The organism is Cupriavidus necator (assembly GCF_040578825.1).
Classification (GTDB): Bacteria; Pseudomonadota; Gammaproteobacteria; order Burkholderiales; family Burkholderiaceae; genus Cupriavidus; species Cupriavidus necator_E.
The window spans coordinates 19,141-29,513 of the sequence record NZ_JBEFLI010000081.1; the positions used below are offsets into that span (position 1 = coordinate 19,141).

Below are 10,373 nucleotides of genomic sequence, written 5' to 3' on the forward strand. Positions count from 1 at the left end.
ACACAAAATAAATAGATAATGCACAGGATGATCAACGACAGCATGAAGGCCGGCCTCGTTGCAGCGGCCATGCTCATGGCACCGTTTGCGGCATGGAGTGCTCAGACGAACTGCCCTGAGAGCTATGCCGCCGGCTTTGCGCCCGATGTTTGGCACGATAAGCTGTCCAAGGGCACGGTCGAGCTCTGCTCCTCCCAGTTCGGCGTCGTCTATTCCAACCTTACCCGAACCCCGCTGTGGTCCGCCGAGAACCTGAGCCCTGGCCGGTTCTCGCTTCCGCGCGACTTCCCGCGGTATGACGTCTTCTATGAGGACAAGCGGATCCCGTTTGGCTGGCGCTCCACGCTGGATGATTACCGAGGAAGCGGCCTGGACCGTGGCCACATGACGCCGTCGGCCGACGCCAGCAATCCGCATTCGGACTATGAGACGTTCGCGCTGACCAATATTGTGCCGCAGAGTGCTGACGGAAACCGGAATGCCTGGGCAGCGATCGAGAAAGCCGTGCGATCCCTTGCCCGGCACCGCCAGGTCTTCGTGATCACCGGCCCCCTATTCATTCCGGAAGAGGGGAAGGCCATCCGGTGGCTCAACCGTCGCGTCGCTGTTCCGTCCCACCTATACAAGATTGTCTACGACCCCGCGAACAACTCCGGCGGCGCATACCTCCTCGAGAACCAGGACTACAGGCGGCCGCGTGAGGTGCCAATCCAGGAGATTGAGCAGCTCGCGAGAATTCGCTTCTTCCCTGATACAGCGGCCATCCGCCCGATGAAGCTGCCCCGACCGCGATGGGATTGAAACCCGTCGCCGTGGCCACGCCGTTGGCACCTGCCTATACCGTCCTGCGCATCACGAAGCTAAAGACGTGGGATGCGGTGACCGCCGCCGGTCAATGCGACGGCGCGCAGCTGCTTCTCGGCGCTGGTGGCCCCGGTTTGCTCGCTGCTGTCCGTTCCCTGATCGGTAAACAAACGGTCCGCACAAACGCCGTGCTTGCCGTCCAAGTGCTGATGTCGGTGATGCGTCGGCCCCAACTGGCGGGCGAGCCGGCAACCGGCGGTGAGTGGAGCGGCGACCGCCTGCAGGCGTGGACCGAAGCGAGCATTGATTGGCTGCGGGGCAAGTACGGCGATCGGCTGGCCTTGGCGACGTTGGACGCCGGCGGGCCGGCTCCGGTCATCCTTTCAATCCTGGTGCCGCTCGACGAGCGGGGGAAGCTCAACGCCCGGGCTCTCTTTGGAGGGACACGACTGCGGCTGGCCCAGCTGCAGAGCGAGTACGCGGCGAGCGTCGAGGCGCTTGGGATCAAGCGGGGAGGGGAGGCAACTCGTGCTGCGGAGGCGGCCACTAAAGAGGTTGCTGCGCTCAAGCTGCAACTCCTGGCGGTATTGGGGGAGAAAGCTGACCTGCAAGGGCGGCTTGCCCAGCTCGAAGGGGAGAAGAGGTCCGGGGCATCAGCACCGCCCACGGAGGAAGCCTTCCGCGCCGAGCTTGAAAGGCGAGGGCAGATGAGGCTGGTTCCGTAGTCGTGGGGATTCCAATGGATGCAACTAACCGCCGAGAGGCCAGTCAAACTCCAAATGCTAAGCATGCACATCAGGGGCACGGCAGCTGGCATGAGAGCTCTCTTGAGAGAGCCTTCATGCGAGGGTGCCATGCGCAGGATGAGCTTCTGGGGCCAACGAAAACAATGCTGTATACCCACAAAAGAAGCTCGGACATGCGTAGGGTAGGTGAATCGGCTGCGGGGCGCCGAGCCCCTTCCCGCTGGCACTCTCACTCTCTGAACGCTGTGACGGCGCAACGATTGTTGCATCCTCTATGCCATCGCCCAAAATCTACGCAACGCTGAAGAAGCGTTACACCACTGAGGCCCTGATCGGCCTTCGCTTCACCCCTGACGACAGTCAGATGGTGAAGCGTGGCGCCTGCCGGACGGAGCTGGCCGTCGCAACCAGCCTGGATGGGGTTTGGTGGCGGGTGACTCCCCTCGCTCGGCGCTGGCGCTAGGCGACCGGCACCAGGACTGTAAGTGAAACTCTTCGGGCGAATTTGCCATGACGTGCATTTCTGCACAGGATTGCATTGCCCGAGATCCTGCCCGCTCGCTACAGGTTGGTTTTGGCAGCGATGGGTCGGCCCGTGCATGCAGGCTAGAATGGACAAATATTAACGGTTGGGGGAAACATGAGCGAAGGCTTGCGGCGAATTGCAACGGTCTTCCGGGTCTTGGGCTGGCTATGGCTGGCCCTGTTTGTCGCACTGGCCTGCGTCTTCGGTTACGGTCGCGAACGGGACTTGTCACGCGATGAACTCATTGCGCTGTACGAACAGCAGACGCAGAGTAAGCTAATCGACGTCGTCGCGGCACAGCGCGCGTCGATGCCGCAACCCACATCGCGTCAAGACCAGAAATCAGTCGACGTCGACGAATGGCTGGGGAAGTCGGCCGCGCCGACCGCCGATTCGATCTTGGCAGCGCACTTCAAGGACAAGACACCGACGGCCCGTGACCGTGAATGGCTGGCAGCGGTCTTCTGCATTGCTGGCGGCCTGGCTGGCTTTGCCACTGCCTTCGCGCTGGCGTGGATCGTGAACGGGTTCGCCGTAGACAAATCCAAGCGTTGACACACTCACGCGCCGACCGGCCGATGCGCGACTTCCAGCTAAATGGGGAAGCCGGCGTTCTATCGGTCGGCCTCAGCCGGATCTAGTCAAGTTCGCGCGCCTCGCTCCGGTCCACGAGGGATGCCTGTCCATCCTTCCATTCGACGTAGCAGTGGTGCAGCCGGAAGGGCGAGGCCTCGTCCACGAATCCCAACGCGCTGCCAACCTCCTCGGGCGTATCCCCGCGGTCGAACCGAATCGCGGCGTACGTATTGCGAAGCGTCTGGGGGGACAGGCGGCTCGTCCGTCCGTCCGCAATCCCCAAAGCCTCCAGCTGCGCCGTCACGCGCCTGAACATCGATGCGGCGTGCATCGCCCTCCCGTCACCGGCGGTCGGGAAAAGCCACTCGCCAGGTAGGCCGGTACAGGTAAGCAGCTGAAGCCAAGTCTGCATCGCCGGGCGCGCCACCTCGAGCAGCTCCACGCGGGTTTGATAGACCCGTTGCCCCATCTTCTGCGGGACAGCAATGGTCCTTGCAGAAGCTTCAACAGCCTTCCTTCTGAGCACTTTGGCCTGGGAGACCTTAACGCCAGCACCGTAGAAGAGGGCGAGCAGAGCCAAGTCGCGATATCCGCGCCATTGGTCGCCGTTGACGGTGATCGTCTGCGGCAGTTGAGGGACCCGCGACAGGTAGCCCTCGATGGCCTTACGCTCGTTTTCCGTCAGGAACGTGGTTGGCGCGTTCTCGCCGTCGGCCAGTTTCTGCTGCACGGCGACGCTTGCCGGGTTATGCATACCGGGCCGCAACGTGGCCAGGTACTGGAACACCCGCTCAATGAGCCGAGCGTAGCGGTACCGGTGGTGCTTGTGCAGGTCGGAGTCGTCGAGGAATTCGCCAATATGATGCGCCTCCCAGGCGGTGATGGAGAGCTTGCGTTCGGCGGTCCAGCGCAGCCACTTGCGCCACATGAAGCCGTAGATTTTCGCGCTACTCTCACTCACGCCGCGCCTGGCCAGCCAGTGATCGAACGCGCGATCAGCATCCTTTTTCCATTCGGCGAACGTGCTGCCGAAGAGGGCTTGCTGTGTGTTGCGGGTCCGACTGCTGGCTTTCATTGGGGATTCTCCGTATATCGAGCTCACTTGAGTGTTGCGATTGCGTTGAGCATACCCGAGACACGCGCAGAAAAACGCAAGAAACCCTTGAAAATAGGCTTCGTCGTGGCAATATCGCGTGCAGTGTTGCGGGGCAGCCCATCGGGACCCGCCGGCACATCAACCACCGAGACTACGAACCGATATGGCAACCAAAGCTAATACGACTGCCAAGGCCGCTGCAAAGCCGGCCGCTAAGGCCCCGGCCAAGAAGGCTGCTGTGAAGCCGGCCGCGAAGGCTGCACCGAAGACCGCCGCCGCGGCACCGGTGGCCAAGCCGTTGAAGGATACTTTTAACAAGTCCAGCCTGCTTGCTCACCTGGTCGCGCAAACCCAGCTCGAAGCCAAGACCGTGAAGACTGTGCTGGCCCAGCTGGAAAACACGATCGTGAGCGCGCTGCACAAGAAGGGCGCCGGCGAATTCACGCTGCCGGGCCTGTTGAAGGTGACGGCGGTTCAGGTACCCGCCACCAAGAAGCGCTTCGGCAAGAACCCGTTCACCGGCCAGGACCAGTGGTTCGCAGCGAAACCCGCCTCCGTGAAGGTTAAGGTCCGCCCGCTGAAGAAGCTGAAGGACGCCGCGGCCTAAATTCGCCGGGAATGCAAAAGTAAGGGAGCCTAGTGCTCCCTTTTTCGTTTGGCCGGCCCGCTCTGCTGCGGCCCCGGCCTGCTGCAGCTAGCGCATTCCTAGCGTTAAGCGAACGGGTCAGAACCCGTACGGCGCGGTCGACCAGTCCTTCAAAACCCGGTAGTCCCACTCCGGCATCACGATGCGGCCGGCTTCCGCCGCCTCCAGGATCTGCTCGCCCACCCCACGGGCTGAGGCACGTGGACTGCTATTCTCTTCTCGGATGGATCGTAGCTGGGCCCCTTTGGCACCGCCTAACTCTTAAGCACGCCGTCCAATTCGAGCCGAAGGTCATAGTGCAGGCGCCGCGCCCAATGTTTCTGAATAACGAACGACAGCTTGCCAGCAGGCTTCCGCGCTCGATTGGAACGCCCACCAGGTTCTGGTGTGACGGAGAAATTGCGCTTCCGCTCATGTGGATCAAGGTCAGCGTTCCTCTTCATGCTGCGATGGCCTTGAGTCAGCTGGTCAGCACCCGATACCGGTTGTAGTGCCGCAGCGCTTCCTGCGTGTGTCCCGCGATGTCGTAGAGGCGTCCGATATTGAAATGCGCGTCCGCGTTTTGAGGGTCAAGGGTCAGGCAGTCCTGGTAGGCCCTCATTGCTCCTTCACAATCGCCGGTGTCTTCGAGCGCGAGGGCGAGGTTGAACAGCAAGGCGGTGCTGGACGGAAATTGCGTGCGGGCCTCTGCAAGAACGCTTAACGCTTCAGTGCAATTTCCCTGATCGCATAGCAGTGCGCTGAGGTCCAGCCATGCCGCATGCATGGACGGGTCAAGTCTTATCGCATTTCGGTAGGCACTTTCCGCTTCGGCAACGCGATGATGGGCCTCATGCTCCCTGCCTATCTCATAGCAGTCGTAGGCATCATTGGAGTCAACCTCCGGATGCGACACAACGACGGCATCTCCGGCACGCTGAGCAAGGTCGAATCGCAACTGTCCGGAGTCGGCATCCCATTCAGCCCCATTCGAACTAGCTATGACGTCGCTTCCTTCTGCACGAAGAGACATGGCCGACGTTGGGCGGCCGCGCGAGAGGGATTTTGTTCGGAGCAGCGACCTCCGTATGCGACCGGAGGAAATATTAGATTGGCGCAGTGCCTGCGCGGTGCGAAGCACAACCAGATCTCGAAAGCTGAACCGATACTCGCCGCGGTCGCCTCGGGCAGGTGCGACCACCCCAGCCACGACCAGCGACATGACCGCGGAGCGCGGTATGCCAACGATCTCGATGACGTCGCGCATCGTATACGAACGCATCATGCTTGCCTTTTGCTGGCCCGCTTTGCCGGCGTGGCCGGCGCGCTCTCCGCTTCTGCGCGCTTGGCAGTGCGCCGGGCTGGCGCCTTGCTTTCCTTGGCGGTCTTGGCGGCTGCCGCGCCCGCTTTTGGAGTACCAATGCTTTTCCGAAGCGCTTCCATTAGGTCGATCACCTCCGCGCCAGTGACCGCGTCATGAGTCTCGGCAACGGTGATGTCCTTGCCCTCGATCTTTCGGTCTATCTGGGCAAGGACGCGTTGCTTCTCTTCGTCTGTGTACTCGGCGGGATCGTAGCCTTCAACCGAATTCTGCTCGATGAGTTGCTCGGCCAGCGTTAGTTCAGCGTTCGAAACATCGACAGTCTCGACATGTAGTTCAGCCATGGACCGGACCTCGTCGGCGTACAGAAGCTGCTGCAATATCAGCCCGTCATCACCCACGCGTATCTGGACCATGTACTGCTTGCCCTTCCAGGACCATTTCGCAAGTGCGCATTTCCCCGTGGCGCGCATGGCTTCAGAAAGCAAGCTGTAAGGCTTGGCGCCCCTTTTGTCAGGCCCGAGGTAATACGCCTTGTCGTAGTAAATCGGGTCGATCGCCTTGAGCGGCATGAAAGCGACGATGTCGATCGTATGCTGGGCAGCTTCCTCCAACGCCTTGAGCTCATCCGAGGTGAACAATACGTATTTGTCCTTCTCGAATTCGTAACCCTTGACCATGTCGGCGCGATCGACGACGACGCCTTCCTTCTGGCAGATGTACTGCTGTCGAAGCCGTGACCCGCACCCTTTGTGTAGCAGGTTGAAACTGAGAGCGGCCTTGCTCTCTGTGGCGGAAAAGACCTTTACGGGAATGGAGACCAATCCGAAACTGATCGAGAGCGAGGCGATGGAGCGCGCGGCCATTTGGAACTCCTAGCGGCGAGACACTATCAGCGTAGTTAACAGGGCGGCAGCGCGCCGTAGGCCGGCGCCTCATTACAGGATCAGCGACCGCCCACGGGCAGCGGGCGCTACGCGAAATGTGCGCTAAGTGCCAGTTCGAGGGTGCCTGCTCTAGCCCTTGATGTCCCGGGGGTCGTGGCCGTAGGTGTTGCGTTCCCTGATTTTTCCGTCGCGGCCGTGAATGAAGAGCTCGACTTTGTCCCGCTTTGCCCTTTCGGTGCAGGCCTTGATTGCATCCTCTTGGCTTGCGAAATCTTGGCCCTCCATCTTACCGCCGACTTCAACCCGCCAGGCTCCTTCGTGGGGCACAACGTGCACGTCCTTGTTCCCTTTCGTGTCGTCTATACCTGACACCATGATCGCACTGATCGGAGATTATCGCTATGAACCTGGCTCTCCTGGGTAGCACGATTCAACGCAAGCGCATCGCCCTTGGCCTGACACAACAACAACTGGCCGACATGGCCGAGTTGTCTCGCCAGTCCCTCAATGGAATCGAGCAGGGCACAGTCAACGCCACGCTCGGTACGCTCGGCCGGCTACTTGACGTGCTCGGCCTGGTGCTCGACATCGTCGACCCGGAGGCGATCAGGAGCACGGCGGGTAAGCCTACGCGGGCTTTATGGCTCGCGGCCACGAGCGCCAGCGTCAGCTACAGCGGCGAGCTTACGCCCGAGCAGTTGGAGCAGGCGCTGGCCTCCGGCGAGGTCCCCGCCCAGCATCATGCTCAACTTGCTCATGTTCTCGATGAAGCGCCGCTTCAGCTTGTCTGCAAGGTGGTGGCTGAAGTTGCCGCCAAACGGCAACGCGAACCTACCGACATCTGGAAAAACTTGCGGCGCCTGGCACAGACCCTCAATGCCCCGCGTCGGGGCCTATGGGGTGATCGGTCATGAATGCTTCGGCCTGCGCTGCAGCTTAACTGGGACCGGGTCCTGAGGACGGAGCCGCGCCGTCAGCATGTCCCGCAGGCGCGGCAAGCCGATGATCCAGCCATTGCGCACGACATCCACGGACGGAACCAGGTGATCCGGGTGCTCCGCGAAGTAGCGCTCGCTCGCGGCCATCAGGCGGCGAGATTCGACCGGCAGCTTCGGACTCAGAACCATCGCGGCGAGCCGGAAGACGTTTGCCTCCCGTTGATTGCCGGCCTCGGCCAGTCGCCCACGGGCGGCGGCCGTGCATCTTTCCAGCAGTGCACTTTCCTCATCTCTCGATGTCACCGGCTGGTCTCCAAGTGGCTCACTATTACATCTTTCTCTCGGTCCGACGGCGCGTTGGCAACGGGGGAAGGTTGGTCTCACGCATCATGTAGCGTGCGCAGGCCTCGATGTCGCGCTCAGAAACTCCGGCTTCCGCAAAGGTGTTCCTCCATCCAGAAACGATCTCCAGAATCTGCTCGGCTTCAGCATGCGCCTCCGCGGGCGTGAGCATGAAGCGGGTGGCCTGGGACAGGGCGTTTTCCAGCGTCGGGTCCGTGCCCTGATCGCCGACAATCAGTTGCTGGTAGGAAATCCCTTGCAATTGCGGCTGGACGTCATAAACCGGCGACAGCCGCCAATTTTCCCCACCTTGATGCAGGAAGGCGTGATTCTTCGCATGGTCGTCCGTGTTTTCGATGAGGAGGTTCAGGACCATGCGTCGGAACATTTGGAGACAGTCGTCGAGAGGCCAGGGTGAGTAGCGGCGAGCCACCTCCGCGATGTCCGCATAGGACATTTGTTCCTCAGGGATGCCATCGGCAAGCAGCAGCGTGCGAGCGCTCGCGAAGTGGATGCGGTCGCCGCCAGGTTCCCGGTCAAACCGCTTGACCAATAGCGTGTTTTTCCTGCCCAACTGGACGAGCCTGGACTCGGGCGCCTCGATGCCGCACGCTTGCGCCAGCACGAGTGAGGCATGCTCGATCGCGCAGAAATCCACCTCGTCGCCCTCTGCTGGGAACTTGGCGATCCAGGAGCTTCCTTCATCATCGACAATCGCCTTGGGACGGGCGCCGCCGGCGGTGCCGCCCGGTCGCAGCAGCTGGCGAAGACGATCGTCGATTGGCAGCTGCAGTTCGACGGCGCGCGCGGCCTCGAGCAATCCTGGCAGGTCCCCGCGATGGAACACGGGAGGATGATTGACCTCATACCGATCCGCCACCCCAGCGAAGCCGAGCGCGCCGATCCGGTCCTCGCCGGCCAAGGCCAGGTAGTCAATAGCTGCGCGCCTGCGTGGATTGAAGGCCCGATCGATAACGCGCCGGCCCCAGCGGTCCGGTCCAGCGTCTTCGAAGACAGGGTGTAGCTCTAGGCCGGACGGCGCTGAATACTTGCCATCACGGAGCGGCAAGTCTGGGGAGAGAGCGATGGAGTCCTTATGCTGCAAATAATCAGGCACGTAAGAGAACAGGCACTGCCGACCACCGATTAGATCCAGGCGGCCGCAGAGCACAGGTTCATGGCTGTGAGGTCGGTAAAACCAAACGTACAGGTGATCGTTCATGGTTTCTTCCACTGGGACTGCGACTTGGCGGCAGGCCGTTGAACGCGGGAGATCTCCAGATCCAGCGCGACTTCATCCGCGGCAGGATTCGCAATCTCTGGAAGCCATTTGAGGCGCCCGACAAGCCAGAGCGCCATTGCATAGACGGCGACTGACACCGTCGGATCGCCTTGCTCCATCTTCCGGAGCGTCGGAACTGAAACCTGCATCCGCTCGGCGAAGGCCGCCATTGTCTCTTTGCGCCGCTTGCGGGCTACTTGCAGATTGAGACCGAGCTGGATCAGCGACCGGCTGACCGGGCCTGGTAGGGTTGAAACTGCGCTGGCTTTCCTCGGCATGATACAAATAATAATAGCGCAAACCGCAAAAAACAGAACGTATTATTTGCTTCTCGCGGGCCAGCGTCGGGCCGAAGTCGGCATAGTTGTCGCGGATCAGCCCGAGCGCCCGCGCCGCAAGGCCCGGTGGGGTCCGGTTGTTGGCCGGCTGCCCCTGGTGGCGATTCAGCAAGCCGGCGGCGCCGTGCTGCTGGTAGCGCCGCAGCAGGCGCAGGGTCTGGCGGGAGGTCAGTCCCAGCCTGGCGGCGGCAATCCCTGTCTTCAGATAGCCGTCTGCTAGCGCTTGAATGACCTTGAGCCGGTCGATCTGCACCAGCTCACCGAGGCAGGCGCGGCGGTTCCTCGGCTGGTGCACCTTGGGCGGGCGCTGCTTCCTGGGAACCCAGAACCCCGCGTCGATCATGATCCGGCGCACGCATGCCGGCGAGATCTCGATGCCATGGCGCTCGCGCAGCTTCTCGCAGGCCAGGGTCGGGCCGAAGTCGGCATAGCTGTCGCGGATCAGGCCACGGACACGGGATTCCAGACCCGGAGGCAACTGGTTGTGGCCCGGCTGTCCCCATTTACGGGAGACGAGGCCCTGGGGGCCGTCCTGCCGGTACCGGTGCACCAGCCGCTCGATCTGGCGCTTGGAAATGCCGAGCTTCTCGGCGGCGCGCCAGACCATCAGTCCGTCTTCGACGACGGCCTGGATGACCTTGCAGCGGTCCAGCTCCCGCATGCTCATGGTGATCGTGTCGGGTCGTCCCATGATCGCCGCTCCAGGCTAAATGGCAAAGCCGCCAGCTTGGCACGCTCCGGGACGGGGTACGACATTTGAACTTAACCCAAGTACGACATTAGAAAAAACGGCCAACACCAAGTGTCTAGGCTAAGTTCAAATGTCCGGCGCTCAGCTAAGCTGAAATGTCCGATCTAGAAGGTGTGGTGTTGAGGTTCGGTGTTTGGCTTT

General features: G+C 61.6%; 12 protein-coding genes and 2 pseudogenes. 5 read left to right on the top strand and 9 right to left on the bottom strand.

Annotated elements, in window-relative coordinates:
* Positions 1–27: 27 nt before the first annotated feature.
* The 3 genes from AB1I47_RS28665 to AB1I47_RS28675 all read left to right on the top strand — a co-directional run bounded on the left by AB1I47_RS28665 (position 28) and on the right by AB1I47_RS28675 (position 2,631).
* The gene (locus AB1I47_RS28665; protein ID WP_354687076.1) at positions 28–801 is read left to right on the top strand and encodes a DNA/RNA non-specific endonuclease; all 774 of its coding nucleotides are present in this window, start codon (positions 28–30) and stop codon (positions 799–801) included.
* Positions 798–1,529, top strand: a complete 732-nt coding sequence (locus AB1I47_RS28670) for a plasmid recombination protein (RefSeq protein ID WP_354687077.1) — start codon at positions 798–800, stop codon at positions 1,527–1,529. Before AB1I47_RS28665 ends, AB1I47_RS28670 begins: the two co-directional genes overlap by 4 nt.
* Before the next feature lie 661 nt (positions 1,530–2,190).
* Positions 2,191–2,631 carry a hypothetical protein gene (locus tag AB1I47_RS28675; protein ID WP_354687078.1) on the top strand — a complete coding sequence of 147 codons (441 nt, stop codon included), beginning with the start codon at positions 2,191–2,193 and terminating at the stop codon, positions 2,629–2,631.
* 82 nt (positions 2,632–2,713) lie between these two features.
* Here the strand turns inward: AB1I47_RS28675 and AB1I47_RS28680 are convergent, their stop codons facing one another.
* Complete coding sequence (locus tag AB1I47_RS28680) at positions 2,714–3,727, bottom strand: tyrosine-type recombinase/integrase (RefSeq protein ID WP_354687079.1); 1,014 nt, start codon at positions 3,725–3,727, stop codon at positions 2,714–2,716.
* A gap of 184 nt (positions 3,728–3,911) precedes the next feature.
* Here AB1I47_RS28680 and AB1I47_RS28685 point away from each other — a divergent pair, with 184 nt between their 5' ends.
* Positions 3,912–4,355 carry an HU family DNA-binding protein gene (locus AB1I47_RS28685; RefSeq protein WP_354687080.1) on the top strand — a complete coding sequence of 148 codons (444 nt, stop codon included), beginning with the start codon at positions 3,912–3,914 and terminating at the stop codon, positions 4,353–4,355.
* Positions 4,356–4,567: 212 nt separating this feature from the next.
* Here the strand turns inward: AB1I47_RS28685 and AB1I47_RS28690 are convergent.
* The 4 genes and pseudogenes from AB1I47_RS28690 to AB1I47_RS28705 all read right to left on the bottom strand — a co-directional run.
* A pseudogene (locus tag AB1I47_RS28690) lies at positions 4,568–4,837 on the bottom strand (DNA polymerase ligase N-terminal domain-containing protein); the annotation flags it as partial.
* A 17-nt stretch (positions 4,838–4,854) separates the two neighbouring features.
* Positions 4,855–5,658, bottom strand: coding sequence for a tetratricopeptide repeat protein (locus tag AB1I47_RS28695; RefSeq protein WP_354687081.1), 804 nt, complete (start codon positions 5,656–5,658; stop codon positions 4,855–4,857).
* Positions 5,655–6,560, bottom strand: a complete 906-nt coding sequence (gene ku / locus AB1I47_RS28700) for a non-homologous end joining protein Ku (protein WP_354687082.1) — start codon at positions 6,558–6,560, stop codon at positions 5,655–5,657. The genes AB1I47_RS28695 and ku overlap by 4 nt, the downstream gene beginning before the upstream one ends.
* Before the next feature lie 150 nt (positions 6,561–6,710).
* Positions 6,711–6,956 carry a DUF2188 domain-containing protein gene (locus AB1I47_RS28705; RefSeq protein WP_354687083.1) on the bottom strand — a complete coding sequence of 82 codons (246 nt, stop codon included), beginning with the start codon at positions 6,954–6,956 and terminating at the stop codon, positions 6,711–6,713.
* A gap of 26 nt (positions 6,957–6,982) precedes the next feature.
* Here AB1I47_RS28705 and AB1I47_RS28710 point away from each other — a divergent pair, with 26 nt between their 5' ends.
* Positions 6,983–7,495: a helix-turn-helix transcriptional regulator gene (locus AB1I47_RS28710; protein ID WP_354687084.1), complete on the top strand. Its 513-nt coding sequence runs from the start codon at positions 6,983–6,985 to the stop codon at positions 7,493–7,495.
* Here AB1I47_RS28710 and AB1I47_RS28715 read toward each other — a convergent pair.
* The 4 genes and pseudogenes from AB1I47_RS28715 to AB1I47_RS33900 form a co-directional block, all read right to left on the bottom strand.
* Positions 7,490–7,822, bottom strand: coding sequence for a hypothetical protein (locus AB1I47_RS28715; protein WP_354687085.1), 333 nt, complete (start codon positions 7,820–7,822; stop codon positions 7,490–7,492). The two genes, AB1I47_RS28710 and AB1I47_RS28715, sit on opposite strands and share 6 nt — an antisense overlap.
* Positions 7,823–7,847: 25 nt before the next feature.
* Positions 7,848–9,083: a type II toxin-antitoxin system HipA family toxin gene (locus AB1I47_RS28720; RefSeq protein ID WP_354687086.1), complete on the bottom strand. Its 1,236-nt coding sequence runs from the start codon at positions 9,081–9,083 to the stop codon at positions 7,848–7,850.
* A gap of 72 nt (positions 9,084–9,155) precedes the next feature.
* Positions 9,156–9,734, bottom strand: a complete 579-nt coding sequence (locus tag AB1I47_RS33895; protein WP_407935927.1) for a helix-turn-helix domain-containing protein — start codon at positions 9,732–9,734, stop codon at positions 9,156–9,158.
* Positions 9,723–10,172, bottom strand: a pseudogene (locus AB1I47_RS33900) (helix-turn-helix domain-containing protein); the annotation flags it as partial. The pseudogene AB1I47_RS33900 and the gene AB1I47_RS33895, both read right to left, overlap by 12 nt.
* Between the last annotated feature and the right edge of the window lie 201 nt (positions 10,173–10,373).

Coding starts and splice junctions, on each gene's coding strand:
- AB1I47_RS28675 (WP_354687078.1), top strand. CDS start 2,191: ATGAGCGAAGGCTTGCGGCGAATTGCAACGGTCTTCCGGGTCTTGGGC.
- AB1I47_RS28685 (WP_354687080.1), top strand. CDS start 3,912: ATGGCAACCAAAGCTAATACGACTGCCAAGGCCGCTGCAAAGCCGGCC.
- AB1I47_RS28680 (WP_354687079.1), bottom strand. CDS start 3,727: ATGAAAGCCAGCAGTCGGACCCGCAACACACAGCAAGCCCTCTTCGGC.
- AB1I47_RS28665 (WP_354687076.1), top strand. CDS start 28: ATGATCAACGACAGCATGAAGGCCGGCCTCGTTGCAGCGGCCATGCTC.
- AB1I47_RS28695 (WP_354687081.1), bottom strand. CDS start 5,658: ATGATGCGTTCGTATACGATGCGCGACGTCATCGAGATCGTTGGCATA.
- AB1I47_RS28705 (WP_354687083.1), bottom strand. CDS start 6,956: ATGGTGTCAGGTATAGACGACACGAAAGGGAACAAGGACGTGCACGTT.
- ku (WP_354687082.1), bottom strand. CDS start 6,560: ATGGCCGCGCGCTCCATCGCCTCGCTCTCGATCAGTTTCGGATTGGTC.
- AB1I47_RS28720 (WP_354687086.1), bottom strand. CDS start 9,083: ATGAACGATCACCTGTACGTTTGGTTTTACCGACCTCACAGCCATGAA.
- AB1I47_RS28710 (WP_354687084.1), top strand. CDS start 6,983: ATGAACCTGGCTCTCCTGGGTAGCACGATTCAACGCAAGCGCATCGCC.